The sequence below is a fragment of the Candidatus Nitronauta litoralis genome (assembly GCA_015698285.1).
GTDB lineage: Bacteria > Nitrospinota > Nitrospinia > Nitrospinales > Nitrospinaceae > Nitronauta > Nitronauta litoralis.
Map to the genome: position 1 here is coordinate 1,632,180 of CP048685.1, position 18,112 is coordinate 1,650,291.

The window sequence follows — 18,112 nt, forward strand, 5'->3', positions numbered from 1 at the left end:
TCGTTTATCTTAAAGGTTGGAAGGGGCAAACTTTAACGATTCGCGAATGATTTCCACATTCCGCTCAACGGCTCCCCGTTCAGCAATCACCGCCGCCGCTGCCTGTCGTCCGAGTTGTTCGCATTCCTCGGGGTTGTCCAGCAAAAATTTCAGCATGGGATAAAGGTCGGTCTGTGTTTTAAGAACCAATCCACCACCAGACTCTTCCAGAAGTTTGGCTTCTTCTTCGAAATTCTGCATGTGGGGACCAAAAAGGACGGGGATACCGCAAAGGGCCGGTTCCAGAATGTTTTGCCCGCCATATTCGGGTTTGAACCCACCACCCACAAACGCGGCCCGTCCCATGGAGTAATAATCGTTCAAAACACCCAATTGATCCACTAAAATAATGAAAGGAGAGAAGTTTCGTTGTTCTTTCATCCGGCTGTGGCGGACGCATTCAAGTCCACGACTTTGGATCATGGTTTCCACTTCATCAATGCGGTCCATATGGCGTGGGGCTATAACATAACGGATTTCCGGGTAATCGGGTTTCAAGCGTTCGATAGCCTTGAGGGCGGCATCTTCATCCCCGGGCCGGGTTGAACCGAATACGATCAACCCGGGACTGGGCCGATCCCCGTTAGTGTGTGGGGGCATGACGGCATCGTATTTCATGTTTCCGGTTACGCCGATCCTGCAATCGGCCAGCCCCAGCTTTTTCACCCGGCGCGCATCGGCTTCGGTGCGCATTGCGAAAAAGTGAACGCCTTCAGCGATCCATGAGAACAGGGGGTTGAGTTTCTGGTAGCGGATCATCGATCCTTCGGACATCCGTCCGTTGAGCAGCACCATCGGAATTCCCTGTTTGTGGCAGGTCCGAAGCAGTCCCGGCCAGAGTTCCGCCTCGATCAAAACCAGCGCCGCGGGCTGCAACCTTTCCATTAAAGGGTTGAGAAACAGGGGGGAGTCGGGCGGCATCATAAATGAAGGGCAAACATTGGCTTTTCGAGCCACCGCCAGCCCGGTCGGGGTAAAAGTTGATAGCAGAACCGGGCGCTCTGGCAGGGTGTGTTTGAGCTGGTCGATGAGAGTCAGCGCGAGTTTGACTTCACCTACGGAAGCCGCGTGAATCCAGACCGGATCGTCGGGAGGGTGAAAACTACGCCAGCCGCCCAGGCGTTCTATCATCTCGCGTCGGAAGGTTCCGCTGATGATGGCACGGATCAGGAAAAACGGTGAAGCCAGAAGCATGACCGTGGTGATGATGGTATGATACAAAACGTCCATTGCCGGATTATAACCCACTTGACCGAATCTGTCGGTTTCCCTCCTCGACTGTTTGACTTCCGGGTGCCATGAGCCTCGAATCCCTTTTTCATCAGGTCACTTCCCCAAAGCGCTCTTTTTACCTGGCTCCCATGTATTGGATCTTGTGCTGGGTGTCCTGGGCATATGCCCTCGTCCAGAAAATCAGAGCCAGGTGTTATGCACGCGGCCTGATGCCTTCCAAAAAATTGAATGTCCCTGTCGTCAGCGTGGGAAACCTCACCCTGGGCGGTACCGGTAAAACCCCAACCGTGTTGTGGCTGGCGGGGGTGCTGGAAAAGATGGGCCGGAAACCGGCGATATTGAGCCGGGGCTATGGCGGGGAAGCCCAGGACAATATAAATGTTGTATCAGATGGGAAATCACTTCTGCTCGATCCCGCAAGCGGAGGGGATGAGCCGGTGATGCTGGCGCGTCGTTTATTAACGGTGCCGGTGCTTTCCGGGCGCAGACGTCACCCGCTGGGTGTTCATGCCGAGCAGGAGTTTGGCGCCAATGTGATGATCCTCGACGACGGGTATCAGCATCTGGCGCTCCAACGCGATCTCAATATCCTGTTGATAGACCATCGTTCACCCCTGGGTAACGGGCAAGTGTTTCCAGCCGGGATGCTTAGAGAACCCTATGGTGATGCAGCGCATCGTGCGGATGCGGTGATCGTCACCCGTAGTCGCGAAGGAGAGCCCGACCTGGATGTGAAGAAGTTGCTGGGCATTGACCGGCCCGTAATGAAAACGCGCATGGTGCCGGGTCGGTTGGTGAACCTTGAAGACGGCGAGGCAATTGACTGGCCAGGGTTTCAAAACAAAAGTGTGGCTGCGTTTTGCGGCATAGCGCAGCCTCAGGATTTTTTCGAGACATTAATCGGGGCGGGGATTGAAGTCGTCGTAAAGCAGGAGTTTCCAGATCATTTTGACTATCAGGGGCCGTATCTGGATGAACTGATGGAGGCGGCACAATCGAAAGGGGCGGCGGCTGTGCTCACCACGGAAAAAGATGCGGTCAAACTTGAAGGTAGAACGTTTCCTCTACCGGTCTGGTACATGGAGATGCGAATCGAGTTTGTAGAGGGTGAAGAGGAGTTGCTGGAATTGATAAAGGGGCTGGTGCATGGCTAACGAAGACCTTTTACCTAAATGACTGAAAAATAGAAAGCGGATTTAATATTCCCCCTTCCACGAAGGGGGAAGGCGGAGCCAGGGGGATTGTTGCGCATAGTCAGCTTGTCGATGCTGTTTTTGGAAAGGAGATATTATTGCCGGGTCAATCAAAAAATCAGGAGTCACACAAGCCCACTTGTTTAAGGAGACCTTTGCAATTCCCAAAAATCAGAGGCCGGAAATTTGGTGGTCCCCCTTCGACAGGCTCAGGGTGACAATTTTGATATTGCCCTGACATTCTGATGAGCCTTCAGGTGAAGAAGAACCTCGCCTTGGACTTTGATTTCAGGGTTAGGCAAAGGTTTCCCTTTGAAGAAAGCCGTTTCATATGAAAAAAATGACTCACCGCCTCCGTCATTGCGAACAAAGTGAAGCAATCCAGAAATTTTTAGAAAATGAATTAATGAAAAAGTCCCCCAGCCACCTTAGGAGTAGGGGGAGCAATACCTCCAAACCTTTATTTTCAGTGATGATCTTTTCATTATGAAAGAACTGGCGCTCAACATTCTGGTGCCGTCCCTTTATCCACTGGGTCTCGCAGTGCTGTGGTTGGGGCCATTGCATTTTGGTTTTGGTCACGATGCAATAGTCATTGTTGGATTAGTGTCGGGCTTAAGCGGGATCATCATCTGGATCACGTCGATGCTGCATCTTGGGAAATCCTTTGCCGTGCTCCCGGGAAGCAATCAACTGGTGAAGCGGGGTATCTATAGCAGGTTGCGCCACCCGATTTACCTCGGTATCAATATGACGTTTCTTGGCATGACCCTGTGTGCTGGTTCAAGCTGGGGGTTGGCCTATGTGGTGGGAATTATATTACCCTTGAACTTTATTCGTGCCCGCCTGGAAGATCGTGCCCTCGAGACCCGGTTTGGTGACTCGTATAATGAGTGGAAAAAAACGACATGGTTCTAGTTCTTTCTGAAAAAAATGGTTAAAGAATGAAAGTTTTGTTGGCAGTTCTAACCTTTTGTCTGTTTGTGGCTAGTTGTTCGGTCACTATGGCTAACGATGAACAATCGTTTCAAAAGCTACCCAATTGGCGAAAACCCGAAATTTCTAATCTCAATAATAAAGAAAAGTCAGATCAACTATTAGGAATATCGGTTTCTTTTGATGATTCCCTGGAAAGTTCATATCAACCCCGGGCCTGGCTTGGGGTTTCCATTGGTCCTGCCTCGTCGGCCACAGACCCCGATTTGTTCGCACTAAAGGTATTGAAAGTGTTTCCTCAATCTCCAGCCGAGCAAGCTGGTTTCCAAACAGGTGACCTTATTGTCGGCTTGCAGGGAGAAAAACTAAGCAAGGGCAGTTTCGATTCCCTGTCACATCAATTCAGAAAGCAAATTTCAGAGGTGAAGGTTGGGGGTTCTGTTCGTCTTCAGGTTGAGCGAAATAAAAAACCTTTTTCTCTAAAGATCCAACTTGAGGCAAGGCCAGAAATCAGGACCGCATTGGACTCTAAAGTAAAAGAAGCTAATTCGGTTGATAAGGAGGGCAAATCTCTATTGAGTCATCTGCTGAATTCTTCAGGAAAGCTGTCGGAGTTTAATAAAAACTTAAGAGCTTTTGGCCAGAGGGCGGACGAGGTGGTCAGCACTGCGGTCAAAGGGGAAACATTCAATCCGTTTCGTTTAAATCTCATCACTTCCCTGATTCACCGCCCGTTGGCGTTGCCTGCCGTCGGGGACTCCTTGATTGGCGATCTCTATTCGGCATGGCAAGAGAACCAGCTCAATCTCTCTCACCTGATTGAACAGGGTTCTGAATCCCTCGACTACACATTGCCTGCTGAGAACACCATTTCAGAAAATTCACCCCAAACGTTCACTCAATACCTTGACCGCCTTGTAAAAAAACTGACCGATGTCCAAAAGCGTTACCGGAAAGTGATCGGAAACCTCAGTCCGAATGAAATCACTCGACTGGAAAACTGGTTTCAAAAGTGGATGGCCTCGCTCGACCGCGAGGAGGAAGAACTTACGCCGAAGCAAAAAGAAAAATCAGAAACCCTGACGCTTGATTTGCTGGCGATAGCTTTAAAAGTCGATGTGCAGGGCATTCTGGCACTCGCACAGGAACTGGCAGAGGTTCTTGATATTCCCCGAATCCAGAAACTCGCGAACACCCGTTCCCAAACCATCCATTACCCGGAAGGGTGGACCGCAGATCCACAAAAAGATCGGACCTTGTTCCATACTCCGGCGGGTCTGGTGGTTATCGGCAATGAAGGTTCCAATGTTTACCGCGATGACGCAGTCCTGATCCTCGATCTCGGTGGGAATGACATTTATCGCAACCATGCCGGTGGGGCGCGACCCGGCCTTCCCTTCTCTATTGTGATCGACCTGGCTGGAAATGACCGCTATTTATCCGATGAATCGTTCTCACAGGGCGCAGGGTTCCTCGGTGTCGGATTCCTGATCGATCTTGAAGGCGATGATTTTTATCAAGCCGGTGCCCTGGCCCAGGGCAATGGAATATTTGGTTCCGGATTGCTGGTCGACCTTGAGGGGCGCGACCATTACCGCTGTCAGGCATTCTGCCAGGCATCGGCAGCGTGGGGGATCGGCATGCTGATAGATGAAAAAGGTTACGACGCTTATTCTACAGACCTTTACGCGCAAGGGTTTGGGTTCGTCAAAGGTTTCGGCGCCTTGCTGGATCGTGCGGGTAACGATCATTATTTTGCTGGGGGACGGGTGAAAGACTTCCGCCAGCCTGACAAGGCAACGCAATCCATGGCTCAGGGGTTTGGTTTGGGGCTTCGACCCTGGGAATCGGTCGCAGGTGCTTCGGGAGGAATTGGAATATTGTCCGATGCCGGAGGTAACGATGTCTATGCCGCCGATTACTTTGCTCAGGGCTCGAGTTACTGGCTGGCATTGGGTATTCTGCACGATGCGTCGGGCCACGATCAATACATTGCGGGTCGTTATGCTCAGGGAGCCGGGGTTCATTATTCACTGGGCTTGCTGACGGATAATGAAGGTGATGACCAATACAGTGCCCACTTCGGTGTTTCACAGGGATGCGGTCACGATTTCGCGGCAGGGTTTTTGATGGACTATGAAGGAGACGATCGTTACCTCAGTGGAGTGTTGGCTCAGGGTGTGGGCAATGCCAACGGACTCGGTATGCTGGTAGACACCGGTGGTCGCGATGAATATTTTGTAAAATCGGAAGGACAGGGTCGCGGGCATTTCGAACCTCTGCGCGAAATGGGCAGTTTTGGTTTTTTGATCGATACAGGCGGAGGGGAGGATCAATACAGTGCAGGTGCCGTAAATGATCAGTCGGTGGTCAACAATAAATTTGGTTTTACAGCGGATATCAACTGACATCTCAGGATTAGCAAAAAAATGAAACGCATTTTGTTCGGGCAGCTAGTGACTATGGCGGAGGAACCGGACGCTCCTCCCCTTGAAAACGGAGAGCTGTTAATTGATGGTGAAAATATTGTGGCCATCAACTCACAGCCTTCCGAAAGCTTTTCAGGTGAGACCATTGATTTATCCGACAGCCTCATCCTGCCCGGATTTGTAAACGCGCATTGCCATTTGTCGCTCTCCGGACTGAAAGGAAAAATTCCCCAAGGTTTGAAATTCGTCAACTGGATCAGACAGGTTGTGAAGTTAAACACTGCACTTCCTTTTACCGAGCGCGCCAGAGAAATGCAGATAGCTGCGCAGGAGATGCTGGCATCAGGGGTCACCACTTTGGTTGACTATTTTTCCCATCCTGAACTACTGCCCGAATACGCACAACTTCCTTTTCGGCAGGTTTTGCTTTACGAGGTGCTGGGGTTTCAAAAGAGCAAGGCAGAGGAGAACGTGCGTCGAGTCGAATCCCTGTTAAAAGAACACACCGGACATGATGGAAAAATCCAATTGGGTCTGGCTCCACATGCACCTTATTCGGTGGCACCGGAGTTGTATGAAAAGTTGATTGAACTGGCTGAAAAATACCAGTGTCTCTGGTCATGCCACGTGGCAGAAGTAGCGGAGGAGCAGGAGTTTTTGGAAACTGGAAAAGGTCCGTTTCGCGATTTACTTGAGGAACGTGGGGTCTGGGAAGAAACCTGGAACCCTCCGGGTGTTTCCCCGGTGAAGTATCTGGATGAGATGGATGTCCTTGAAAATATGCAGGCGGTCCACCTTAATAAAATGGATGAACAGGATATTCATTTGCTGAAAAGAAATAATGCCAGTGCTGTGTTTTGCCCTGGCTCCACACGCTGGTTCGGGCGCGCGCGATACATTCCGGTGCGCGAACTGCTGGATGCCGGGATTCCGGTTGGGCTGGGCACGGATTCTTATGCCAGCAATGATGGATTGAATTTTTTAAGAGAGATCCGGTTGGCGGGTGCGATGCTGCCAGATGTTTCGCGGGCAGAAATTTTATGGATGGCAACAGTGGGTGGTGCGTTGGCCTCCGGAATATCAGGAGGGGAACTGGTGATGGGTGCCCGGGCCGATTTGATTGTTTTTCGGTTAAAGAATAAGTCCAGGATTTGGTGGGATACCATTTTTGATCAGATCGGCGAGGGCCCTGATAGAGTATTTATGGCCGGAAGCGCATAAGTCCGTATTTGGGTTTCTCTTGTTAACCATTTAATTTAATTGACGTAGTTTGGATATTGGGAATAAATATTTTTTGATATTGACGTGCTGATATACCTCCCTTAGCCTGATCTTATTGGAAAAAAGGCAAAAAAAAATTTAAATAAGTTCGGTGGTTGAGTATGACGGATCCCCAGACCATTTTGATTGTTGATGATGAAAAGCAGAATGTAAAATTATTGAATGCGTTTTTGCGTCCAATGGGATACCGATTGTTGATTGCAAATAATGGTCGGGAAGCGATCGATGTAGTCAAACATGAGGATATTGATTTAATCATCCTTGATATAAATATGCCGGTACTATCCGGAATCGAAGTATGTAAAATTCTTAAAAATGACCCTAAATACCAACTCATTCCAATCATTCTGGTTTCGGCGCTCAATGGTCAGGAAGTAAGGATTGAAGGTATTGATGTGGGGGCCATTGAGTTTATTTCCAAACCAGTAGACCTCAAAGAATTAGAAGTGAGAGTAAAAAGTTCGTTAAAATTAAAAAAATTAACGGACCATCTGGAGTCTGCTGAGGAGGTATTGATTGCGCTGGCAGCGGCAGTTGCGGCCCGTGACGACTACACCGGGGAGCATGTCGATCGGGTAACGGCAACTGCCTTGGCCATTGGAAAAAGCATGAACCTGAGTCCTGAAGATTTGGAAGGCCTCAGAAAGGGGGCACGGCTTCATGATGTGGGTAAAATTGGGATCCCCGACAAAATTCTGTTAAAGCCGGGAAAACTTGATGATGAAGAGTTTAATACAATCAAACAGCACTCCAGGATCGGGTATGATTTGTGCCGGGGACTCAAAACTATTGGCAAGGGACTGGATTTGGTATTAATGCATCATGAAAAACTCGATGGCAGTGGATACCCTCGGGGTTTACTTGGTAAGGACATTTGTCTTCCCGTAAGAATTTTAACTGTGGCTGATATTTTTGATGCGCTCACTTCAACTCGGGCTTACCGGAACAGCCTGAGCCTGGAGCAATCTTTTGAAATATTATTCAAACAGGTTGAGGAAAATAAAATCGACGGAGATGTTTTCGGAACATTGAGATCACTTTGTGAAAAGGGCGCAGAATTCTGCCTGGCAAGTTAAAATAGGCTCAATATTCTTTTAATTGAAACCCGAATCCTAAGAAGACCCCATTATTTGTATAAAAGTTTTCAGGACGCCAGGTTCAAACTGCCCCTTTAAATCGTTCACCATAATATTGAGAGTTTCAAAAGGGCTGTAGTTTTTCGGCCGATAGGTACGGGGATTCCTCAACGTATCAAACGAGTCGGCAATTTTACAAATCCTGGCAAGCGGGGAGATCTGTTTTCCCACAAGTTTTTTGGGGTAGCCGCTTCCATCCCAGCTTTCGTGGTGCTGCTCCACAATATCCAATACCGAATCCGGGTACCTGTTTAATTTAGCCAGCAATTTCTTTCCTTCAATAGGATGGTTTTTTAAATGCAACACGTCCTCTTGATTCAGGTTTTTGTTGGCAGACAGGCTCGGCAGAACTCCAAAGTCGTGGTACAAACCCTCTTTTGAGATCACCTCTTTTGGAACCGAGAACAATCCAATATCGTGAAACAAGGCACCGATTCCCAGCGAGTGGAGTTCAGTAGGTTTCAGTCCCACGTGGGTTCCATAGGCCAGACTGTAGAAAGCGACATTTACGCTGTGCGTGTAGGAGGTGATGTCGTTGGCCACTTGCTTGGCCATTGTTTCAAATTTGACATCCGATTCGGAAAAAAGGCCTCGCATCGTAGTCACCACCACATTAGCGGTGTCCCCCATAATTTTCGAAGGGCCCTCCTCGTAAATGTCCCCAACAAGTTCCCGGGCCGCTAAAAATAGTTTTTTGGTTGCCATTTTGCGCGAGATCAGATTTTTCTGGGAAAGGACTTTTAAATGTTGTGACATTTGTTTGAAATAGGCATTGCGGTCGTCAACATGGATATAAATTTTTTGTTCCAGGCACCCGGTGCTTAGCAGCATTTTGATTTTATTCTGGTGCTGTTTGGAATGATCCGCGAACAGGACAAACTTTTCCCCACCCCCTAGCTTTTCCTTCACATAGATAGAAAAAGCCTGATTGTCTTTCCTGTTGAGGAATTCCTTGTCGATCAAACGAAAAGATGATTTCTTCTTCATTACATTTGGCAAATAATATGGGTTAAGTAAAAGCCGCTAAAAAAGGTTCGAGTCGTTTCTAAATTTAAAAGCAACTCCGGGGCCAACTCCAATCCTCATTTTATCCCACAAAAAAGGGTGTTTAGCATTAAGAAGGAAAAAATAACCTTCCTGAAAATCAAAAAAACAACGAAATTGTTGAAGATGGAAAATTCCCTTTTGCAATATTATGTCAGGGGTGTTTTTGTAGTGGGAAGTATTTTTTGGCCCTATTCCCTAAAAGGCGGCTTTTCCTGGCGGGGCGGTTGGTAAATTCTCGCCTGGTTTCTATAATAGTATTGAGGGCTTGCCATAAAGATGATACAATAATTGTTTCTTTAGGGGAGTATTGTTCAAAACCGACCGGGTTTTTAAAAAGTCCACATTTTCCATTGACATTGATCAAAATGCGCCTATATAATGGCGGTTTTTCGGTAACCCAAGACGACCGACTTTTCAGCCGGTTCTGGCTTGTTTTTTAAGGTTTTTTGCCGGGGCGCGGTGAGGGGTCGGGGCTTGTTTTTTTGTGGTCTAGCCTCCCAGGTCTGAAGTTTTCTCCCTATAAAAGAGGAATAACCATAAGACGGTTGTGCTGAAGACAGGTGGTTGCCTCCGAATTATTGCGGGGAGATTCCCGAGCGGCCAAAGGGGACAGACTGTAAATCTGTTGGTTCTGCCTTCGGAGGTTCGAATCCTCCTCTCCCCATTTTGATTTCAGGGTGCTTTTTAATTCTCCCTTTGTCAGATTGGATTGTTTTGGACTCTTTGGTTTTAAAGGGTTGGTCGGGCAAGTGGGTTGGTTTAGATAGTGCTGAGAAAGAAGGGTTAGGCGGGAATAGCTCAGTTGGCTAGAGCGTCAGCCTTCCAAGCTGAGGGTCGCGGGTTCGAGTCCCGTTTCCCGCTCCAGTTTTTTTTTGTGGGGCGGACCTGGATGGTCGGCGGGATAAAGAGTTGAGGTTTTTTTTTGGCTCTCCATAAAGGTGTGCGGTGGCATCTTGAAAAAGGGAAAATGCCCACGTAGCTCAGGGGTGGAGCACTTCCTTGGTAAGGAAGAGGCCATCGGTTCAAATCCGATCGTGGGCTCCAGATAACTTAAGTTTAAGACAGGGCGGCGGTAGGCTAGGGGTGGCTATCGGCGGCATTCGGCAAGAGATAAGAGGGAAAAAATATGAGAGATATCATTCAATTGGCCTGCGGTGAATGTAAACGCCGCAATTACTCCACGACGAAAAATAAAAAGAAAACCACGTCGCGGCTGGAATTTAGTAAGTTTTGTCGTTTTTGTCGGAAGCACACCCCTCATAAAGAAACGAAGTGATCCGGTTTGACCGGTTTTGGGCGGGTCTTTGGTCCAGTGGGTCTGTCTTTTGGTGATCTGCCATTGTTTGTTCGGGGAATTGAATAGGCCAGTAGCTCGAACTGGTAGAGCGCCGGTCTCCAAAACCGGATGTTGGGGGTTCGAATCCCTCCTGGCCTGTATTTTTTTAGGCAGCTCAGGGTTTGTGGGCTGCAGGCCCTCGGTGTTTAGGGGGTTGGTTGGGGATTTTCTCCAGAAAAGTTACGGGGTGTAGATGTTTGGCAAGGCAATTGAATTTTTGACTGGGGTCAGGCAGGAGGTCAAGCGGGTGACTTGGCCCTCTCGTCGTGAAGCTCTTGGTGGAACAGGGGTGGTTTTGTTTGTTGTCTTTCTGTTCTCGGTGTTTCTTGGAATTGTGGACACCATATTGGGGAAAATAATTGAGTCTCTCATCGCAGGTTGAAGTGCCCGGTACCGGGATGGAATGGTATGTGATTCATACCTATTCCGGGTATGAGAACAAGGTAAAGGCCAGTCTCGAGGAGCGGTTTGCGCACTCCGGTGTGCGTGAAAAGCTGGGGCAGGTTGTGATTCCCACTGAAGAGGTGATCGAGATCCGCGGTGGGAAAAAGAAGATCACCTCCCGGAAGTTTTTCCCGGGATATGTTCTGATTCAAGTCGATATGGATCAGGATATCTGGTACCTGATTAAAAATACTCCGAAAGTCACCGGGTTTCCCGGCGGTGCGCAGCCCGTGCCTTTGACCGAGGAGGAAGTGAAAAGTGTTCTCGAGCAGATGGCGGGCGAATCGACACGGCCGAAGCCGAAATTTTCGTTTGAGAAGGGTGAAAGTGTGCGGGTGATTGAGGGTCCGTTCATGAACTTCAATGGTGTGGTTGAGGAAGTTCATCCGGAAAAAGGCAAGGTCAAGGTCATGGTATCGATTTTTGGTCGGGCCACACCTGTGGAATTGGAGTTCCCGCAAGTCGAAAAGGTTTAGGGTCTGGCGTCCTTTGTTTGGGGCTGTCGATTGATGGATTAGGGTTTTTGGATAAACAGAAGACTTTGGGGTAGCTCAAAGTGTTTTTCGTTGCCGTCTCCGATGTGAGCGGCCTTACAGGAATTTAAATGGCGACCAAAAAGAAAATAACATCACTGATTAAATTACAGATTCCAGGTGGGCAGGCTAATCCTTCTCCTCCTGTTGGTCCCGCGCTCGGTCAGGCCGGGGTCAATATCATGGATTTCTGTAAGGCGTTTAATGCGGCAACCCAGGCGGATACCGGGACCTTGATTCCGGTGGTTATTACGGTTTATGAGGACCGTTCCTTCAGTTTCATAACCAAGCAGCCGCCGGCAAGTGCGCTGATCAAGCAGGCCGCAGGTATTGCCAAGGGATCCTCCAATCCAAGTCGTGAGTCGGTGGGGGAGCTCACCCGTGATCAGGTGAAGCAGATTGCTGAAAAGAAAATGCCCGACTTGAACGCCTATGATGTTGAAGGGGCGATGAAGATTATTGAGGGTTCAGCCAACAGTATGGGAATCAAGGTTAAGGATTAAGGGAGAGAAGGAAGTTTATGGCTAAATACTCGAAAAGTTATCGCGCCGCCTCAGAGAAAGTGGACCGCGACAAGCGTTACGAGCTTGCAGAAGCTCTCACTCTTTGTAAAGAGGGGGTTAAAACCAAGTACGACCAGTCGGTTGATGTTGCGGTGCGTTTGGGGGTTGATCCTCGCAAGGCTGATCAAAACATTCGCGGCAGCGTTGTGCTTCCCAAAGGGACTGGAAAAACTTTCCGTATCCTGGTGTTTGCAAAGGGTGAAAAGGAAATCGAAGCTAAAAATGCAGGCGTGGATTTTGTCGGCGGTGAAGATCTGGTGGCAAAAATTCAAGGCGGTTGGACCGATTTTGATCGTGTCATTGCGACCCCTGACATGATGGGGCTGGTGGGGCGGTTGGGAAAGGTGCTTGGGCCACGGGGATTGATGCCGAACCCCAAGACCGGGACCGTGACTTTTGACATTCAGCAGGCGGTTGATCAGATCAAGGCGGGTAAGGTTGATTTCCGTGTTGATAAAGGTGGGATAGTGCATGCGCCGATCGGCAAGCTCAGTTTTTCTGCCGATGATCTGGCTGAAAATTTTAAGGAATTGATGTCGGCGCTAGTGAAGATGAAGCCCGCCACCAGCAAAGGTACTTATGTTCAGAGTGTTGCCCTGTCGAGCACGATGGGTGTGGGAATCAAAATCGCGTATTCGCCTAATTAACGGAAAGGGACCGTTGTGCCAACGCCAGCTAAGAAAGAATCGATCGATAGCCTGAATAAAGTGTTCGCGTCCGCGAAATCAGCGTTGCTGACAAACTATCAGGGGATACCGGCAACAGAAATGACCCGGCTGCGTCGTCATTTAAAGGACCGTCAGCTGGATTTCTGGGTTATCAAAAATACCTTTGCGCAGAAAGCTGCAAAGGGAACGGATTTCGAAGGTCAGGAAGAAAGTTTCAAGGGGCCCATGTCACTTCTGGTCAGTTATGACGATGTCGTGGCCCCGGCTAAAGCGTTAAAGGATTTTAAAAAAGAGGGTGCCGAGAAAATACCAGAAGTGTTGTTTGGTGTCGTTGAAGGCAAGCCGGTCAGTGCGGACCAGGTGAAAGCGCTGGCGGATCTGCCCTCTAAAGAACAGCTTATTTCGCAGATGTTGTCAGTTATGCAGGGGCCAACTCGAAACTTTGTCGGTGTGCTCTCTGGTGTGACCCGTGATTTTGTCGGCGTGTTGTCTGCGATCAAGGATAAAAAAGAAAGCGGCGCGTGAGCCGCAGTGCAATAAATTATTCAATACCGGATAGAAAACGAACAATCCCATTTGCTTGAAAGGAGTTCCCGATGGCCGTCACGAAAGAAGACGTCATTACTTTTATTGACAGTATGTCCGTCCTTGAGATGTCTGAGTTTGTCAAGGAATTGGAAGATAAATACGGTGTAACTGCAGCTGCGCCCATGGCAATGATGGCGCCAGGCGGCGGTGGAGACGCTGGTGGTGGTGAAGAGAAGACTGAATTTGATGTTGTCCTTACCGCTGGTGGTGACAAGAAAATCCAGGTGATCAAAGTGGTTCGTGAGATCACAAGTCTGGGGCTTAAAGATGCTAAAGATCTTGTAGATAGCGCTCCAAAGCCAATCAAGGAAGCTGTAAAAAAAGAAGAAGCGGAAGAAATCAAAAAGAAAATCGAGGAGGTTGGCGGTACCGTCGAGATCAAGTGACCGTGAAGTGTGGTTCCCGTCTGCGCCGTTCCGGCGCGGACGTTCCTTCAATTTCACCTTACTGAGACGAAACCGCTATGTCGAAAACGACCCAAATCGAACGTGGAAGCATTGACCCCCGTACGAGGCTCAACTTTTCCCGTATTCCGACGGTCATTGGCATCCCCAACCTGATAGAGATCCAGAAGAAATCCTTCGAACATTTCCTTCAGCTTGAAGTTGCTCCCCTGAAAAGAAAACTACAGGGGCTTGAAGAAGTTTTCCAGGATATTTTCCCCATTTCCGACCTGAATGTTAACGCTCGTATCGAATACGTTGGGTACGAGGTGGGTATTTGGGAAACCTCCCAGGGGGAGTACAAGGACCTCGGGGGTGTCGGTGTCATTGACGAGGAAACCGGCGAAGAAGTTCATTATAAAGAAAAATTCAAGCTCAGCGAATGTCGCCAAAAAGGGCTGACTTATTCAGACCCCATTAAGATCATGGTCCGGATGGTGCTCTATGATAAGGAGCGTCTGGACCTCAATGCCCGTTTGCTGAAAGAACTTCCCGGTAGGACTATTGTCGAGGAAGTTAAGCATCCCGAGACCGGTAAGGTGCTCATCCCGGGGCGTGTGGAAGTGACCGACGAAATTGTCAACACGCTTAAGGAAGCCAAAGTGCCATCGGTGGTCGTCAATTCTGTTCGTGAAGTGAAAGAGCAGAAAATATTTCTGGGAGAGCTGCCTGTTATGGGGCCGACCGGAACTTTTATGATCAACGGTGTTGAGCGCGTGATCGTCAGTCAGATGCACCGTTCTCCAGGGGCGTTTTTTGCCCACGATAAAGGAAAATCCCACGTCAGTGGAAAGTATCTTTATACGGCGCGGATCATTCCGGATCGAGGGTCCTGGCTTGATTTTGAATTCGATATTAAGGATATCCTTCACGTTAAAATTGATCGTCGGCGCAAGTTGCCGGCAACCGTCCTGCTCGCCGCATTTGGGTTGACCCGCGAAGACATTCTCCGGGCGTTTTACACTATTGAGTCCCTTACCTTTCAGCCAAAAGAAGGCCGATGGGTAATGAACAACAAGAATTTGATGTGCGGGATGACAGTTCGCGAGGATGTGGTCGATTCCAAAACTGAGGATGTTGTTCTCAAGTCGGGAAAGAAGGTTGCTCCCGGGCTTGTGATTCGGAAGTTGCGCAAGATAGGCAAGTCGAAAAAAGTAGAAATTGAGCGTGGAGATCTTCTCGGTCTGACCCTTGCCCAGGAAGTGCTCGACCCCGACACCGGGGAGGTTGTAGGCGACTATTGTCAGGGGATCACTGAAGACATTCTGGCGACTATTGAAAAGTGCGGTGCCGGTGATATTCAGGTTCTCAGAATAGATGAAGAGAGTCCGGATAGCACCATTCGGGACACCATGGTTCTCTCCAAGGTCAATGAGGAGGAGGACGCGATTCGTGAAATCTACAAGCGGTTGCGTCCGGGTGATCCGCCAACCAATGAAATAGCGCGGACCCTGTTCTGGAATCTGTTTTTTAATCCGAAGCGATACAACCTGTCGGTAGTGGGTCGGATGAAAATGAACCAGAAGTTTGGGTTGGATGTCGATCTCGAAAACCGGTTGCTCACTCTGGAAGATATTGTAGCCGTCATGCGCTACCTGATCGGTCTTCGAAATGGGCAGGGCCTGATAGACGACATTGATCATCTCGGCAATCGCCGCGTGCGGGCTGTGGGTGAGTCCATGGAAAACCAGTTCCGCGTTGGATTGGTTCGCATGGAGCGGGCGATTATTGAGCGGATGTCCATCCAGGATCTGGAAGTGTCCATGCCGCATGACCTGATCAACTCCAAGCCGGTTACTGCGGCTATCAAGGAGTTTTTCGGCAGCAGCCAGCTCTCGCAGTTCATGGATCAGACCAACCCGTTGTCTGAAATCACTCACAAGCGCCGTTTGAGTGCGTTGGGGCCGGGCGGATTGACCCGGGAGCGCGCGGGGTTTGAGGTGCGTGATGTGCACCCGACTCACTACGGTCGAATTTGTCCAATTGAAACGCCTGAAGGTCCGAACATCGGGCTGATTGCATCCTTGTCGACTTATGCGCGGGTTAATGATTACGGATTCGTTGAAACTCCGTATCGGCGGGTGAATAATGCCAAAGTGTCGGATGAGGTCGAATTCCATACCGCCATGGTGGAGGATGAATACATCATCGCTCAGGCCAATGCTGAACTTGATAAGAACAACAAGTTTGTGAACGACATCGTGTCGGCCCGGCAGGCCGGCGATTTTATCTTGTCGCCCAGCGACAAGATTCAGCTCATGGATGTGTCGCCAAAGCAGTTGATTTCAGTGGCTACTTCCCTGATCCCTTTTCTCGAAAACGATGATGCTAACCGGGCGTTGATGGGTTCCAATATGCAGCGTCAGGCTGTGCCTCTTCTGCAAACCGAGTCTCCTTTGGTGGGCACCGGTATGGAGGGGATCGTTGCTCGTGATTCCGGGGCCGTTGTGGTGGCGGAACATGAGGGTGAAGTGATCAGTGCAGACGCTTCCCGGATCGTGGTCCGGTCATCTGTAAAAGATAAAAGACGATCCGGAGGGCTGGATTCCAAGGTTGATATTTATACCCTGTCCAAATACCAGCGCTCCAACCAGAACACCTGTGTCAATCAGAAGCCCCTCGTCCAGACCGGGGAAAAAATACGGGCCGGACAAGTGATTGCTGATGGTCCTTCAACAGATAAGGGTGAGCTGGCACTGGGACGAAATGTGCTGGTCGGGTTCATGCCCTGGGAGGGTTATAACTTTGAGGATGCGATCGTCATCAGTGAGAAGACGGTCAAGGAGGATATCTTCACCTCGGTTCATATTGAGGAGTTTGAAGTTGAAGCCCGTGACACCAAACAGGGAAAAGAAGAGATCACCCGGGATATCTCCAATGTCGGTGAAGATGCGCTGAAGAATCTTGATGACAGTGGAATCATCCGCATTGGTGCATCGGTAAAACCCAACGACATTCTGGTGGGTAAAATCACCCCTAAAGGAGAGACTCAGTTAAGTCCTGAGGAAAAACTCCTGAAAGCTATCTTCGGTGAAAAAGCCGGCGATGTGCGCGACACTTCTCTTCGGGTTCCGCCTGGTATTCTGGGAATCGTGATTGGTGTCAAGGTCTTCAGCCGCAAGGGAATCGATAAAGACTCCCGGACTCTGGCTATTGAAGAAGAGGAAGTCGAGCGTATCGAAAAGGATTTTCAGGACGAGATCAAAATCGTCAAAGGTGAAACCGAAAAGCGCCTTCGCTCCATGTTGATTGGAAAAACTGTTTCCAAGGCGGCAACGGTGGGTCGGCGACAGTTGAAAAAAGGTGAAGTGCTGGATGAGGCGACCCTTGCTGATATAGCGGGTAAGGACTTGGCTAAGGTCCCTGCGTCAGGTGTCGACTCTGCGGCTATGCAGCAGCTTGAAGACAGCAGTCATGATCAGATACAGATTTTAAAATCGATCATGGCGGACAAAATAAGCAAACTCAAAAAAGGCGACGACCTTGCGCCTGGTGTTATTAAGCTCGTCAAAGTGTTTGTTGCCATGAAGCGTAAGTTGCAGGTCGGCGACAAGATGGCGGGACGCCACGGTAACAAGGGTGTGGTTTCCAAGATTGTTCCGGAAGAAGATATGCCGTATATGGAAAACGGCAAGCCAGTCGAGCTTCTGCTCAATCCGCTGGGTGTTCCCTCTCGTATGAACGTGGGTCAGATTCTGGAGACCAACCTTGGGATGGCTGCGATGGCAACGGGTCGTCATATGGCTACGCCGGTTTTCGATGGCGCGGCTGAAGCGGATGTCCGTAAGCTGCTTGAAGAGGGTGGATGTAATCCTGCGGGTGAAGTCCAGCTTTACGACGGCCGCACGGGTCAGCCCTTCCATCAGAAGGTGATGGTCGGCTACATCTACATGCTCAAGCTGCATCATCTGGTTGACGACAAAATTCACGCCCGGTCAACGGGACCCTACTCTCTTGTTACGCAGCAGCCGCTTGGTGGTAAAGCGCAGTTTGGCGGTCAGCGTCTGGGTGAGATGGAGGTCTGGGCCATCGAGGCTTATGGTGGAGCATACACTTTGCAGGAAATGCTCACCGTTAAGTCCGACGATGTTGAAGGCCGCAAGCGCATGTACGAGGCCATCGTCAAAGGCGATACGCATCTGGTTCCGAGTTTGCCGGAATCCTTTAATGTACTGGTAAAAGAACTTCAAAGTCTGGCCATTGATGTGGAGTTGATCGAAACACTTAAGTGATCAGTTCCCGG

General features: G+C 49.4%; 15 protein-coding genes and 4 tRNA genes. 17 read left to right on the plus strand and 2 right to left on the minus strand.

Going from position 1 to position 18,112, the window contains the following annotated elements:
• Positions 1–9 precede the first annotated feature (9 nt).
• Positions 10–1,269 (minus strand): hypothetical protein, encoded by a 1,260-nt coding sequence (locus G3M70_07465; protein ID QPJ61732.1) that lies wholly within the window; start codon positions 1,267–1,269, stop codon positions 10–12.
• Positions 1,270–1,337: 68 nt separating this feature from the next.
• On the opposite strand from G3M70_07465, the gene lpxK reads away from it, so the two are divergent.
• From lpxK to G3M70_07490, 5 genes are all read left to right on the plus strand, one after another.
• A complete protein-coding gene (gene lpxK, locus G3M70_07470; protein ID QPJ61733.1) occupies positions 1,338–2,426 on the plus strand; it encodes a tetraacyldisaccharide 4'-kinase in 1,089 nt (362 codons plus the stop codon).
• 525 nt (positions 2,427–2,951) lie between these two features.
• Complete coding sequence (locus G3M70_07475) at positions 2,952–3,383, plus strand: isoprenylcysteine carboxylmethyltransferase family protein (GenBank protein ID QPJ61734.1); 432 nt, start codon at positions 2,952–2,954, stop codon at positions 3,381–3,383.
• A 26-nt stretch (positions 3,384–3,409) separates the two neighbouring features.
• Positions 3,410–5,809 carry a PDZ domain-containing protein gene (locus G3M70_07480; protein QPJ61735.1) on the plus strand — a complete coding sequence of 800 codons (2,400 nt, stop codon included), beginning with the start codon at positions 3,410–3,412 and terminating at the stop codon, positions 5,807–5,809.
• Positions 5,810–5,830: 21 nt separating this feature from the next.
• Complete coding sequence (locus G3M70_07485) at positions 5,831–7,051, plus strand: amidohydrolase family protein (GenBank protein ID QPJ61736.1); 1,221 nt, start codon at positions 5,831–5,833, stop codon at positions 7,049–7,051.
• Between the two features lie 161 nt (positions 7,052–7,212).
• On the plus strand, positions 7,213–8,187 hold the full coding sequence (locus G3M70_07490; protein ID QPJ61737.1) for a response regulator: 975 nt from the start codon (positions 7,213–7,215) through the stop codon (positions 8,185–8,187).
• Between the two features lie 36 nt (positions 8,188–8,223).
• On the opposite strand, the gene G3M70_07495 is transcribed toward G3M70_07490, so the two are convergent.
• The gene (locus tag G3M70_07495; protein ID QPJ61738.1) at positions 8,224–9,234 is read right to left on the minus strand and encodes an HD domain-containing protein; all 1,011 of its coding nucleotides are present in this window, start codon (positions 9,232–9,234) and stop codon (positions 8,224–8,226) included.
• A 642-nt stretch (positions 9,235–9,876) separates the two neighbouring features.
• On the opposite strand from G3M70_07495, the gene G3M70_07500 reads away from it, so the two are divergent.
• From G3M70_07500 to rpoB, 12 genes are all read left to right on the plus strand, one after another.
• Positions 9,877–9,958: transfer RNA gene (locus tag G3M70_07500), tRNA-Tyr, on the plus strand.
• A 123-nt stretch (positions 9,959–10,081) separates the two neighbouring features.
• Positions 10,082–10,158 (plus strand) — tRNA-Gly (locus tag G3M70_07505).
• Positions 10,159–10,263: 105 nt separating this feature from the next.
• Positions 10,264–10,338: transfer RNA gene (locus G3M70_07510), tRNA-Thr, on the plus strand.
• Positions 10,339–10,420: 82 nt separating this feature from the next.
• Positions 10,421–10,570, plus strand: coding sequence for a 50S ribosomal protein L33 (gene rpmG, locus G3M70_07515; GenBank protein QPJ61739.1), 150 nt, complete (start codon positions 10,421–10,423; stop codon positions 10,568–10,570).
• An 85-nt stretch (positions 10,571–10,655) separates the two neighbouring features.
• A tRNA-Trp gene (locus G3M70_07520) sits at positions 10,656–10,729 on the plus strand.
• A 94-nt stretch (positions 10,730–10,823) separates the two neighbouring features.
• On the plus strand, positions 10,824–11,012 hold the full coding sequence (gene secE, locus G3M70_07525; GenBank protein ID QPJ61740.1) for a preprotein translocase subunit SecE: 189 nt from the start codon (positions 10,824–10,826) through the stop codon (positions 11,010–11,012).
• Positions 11,013–11,028: 16 nt separating this feature from the next.
• The gene (gene nusG, locus G3M70_07530) at positions 11,029–11,550 is read left to right on the plus strand and encodes a transcription termination/antitermination factor NusG (GenBank protein QPJ63741.1); all 522 of its coding nucleotides are present in this window, start codon (positions 11,029–11,031) and stop codon (positions 11,548–11,550) included.
• Between the two features lie 128 nt (positions 11,551–11,678).
• Positions 11,679–12,110, plus strand: a complete 432-nt coding sequence (gene rplK, locus G3M70_07535) for a 50S ribosomal protein L11 (GenBank protein QPJ61741.1) — start codon at positions 11,679–11,681, stop codon at positions 12,108–12,110.
• A gap of 17 nt (positions 12,111–12,127) precedes the next feature.
• Positions 12,128–12,817 carry a 50S ribosomal protein L1 gene (locus tag G3M70_07540; protein QPJ61742.1) on the plus strand — a complete coding sequence of 230 codons (690 nt, stop codon included), beginning with the start codon at positions 12,128–12,130 and terminating at the stop codon, positions 12,815–12,817.
• 15 nt (positions 12,818–12,832) lie between these two features.
• A complete protein-coding gene (locus G3M70_07545; GenBank protein ID QPJ61743.1) occupies positions 12,833–13,363 on the plus strand; it encodes a 50S ribosomal protein L10 in 531 nt (176 codons plus the stop codon).
• A gap of 71 nt (positions 13,364–13,434) precedes the next feature.
• Positions 13,435–13,812 (plus strand): 50S ribosomal protein L7/L12, encoded by a 378-nt coding sequence (gene rplL / locus G3M70_07550; protein ID QPJ61744.1) that lies wholly within the window; start codon positions 13,435–13,437, stop codon positions 13,810–13,812.
• Positions 13,813–13,889: 77 nt separating this feature from the next.
• Positions 13,890–18,101, plus strand: a complete 4,212-nt coding sequence (rpoB, locus tag G3M70_07555; GenBank protein ID QPJ61745.1) for a DNA-directed RNA polymerase subunit beta — start codon at positions 13,890–13,892, stop codon at positions 18,099–18,101.
• Positions 18,102–18,112: the final 11 nt, after the last annotated feature.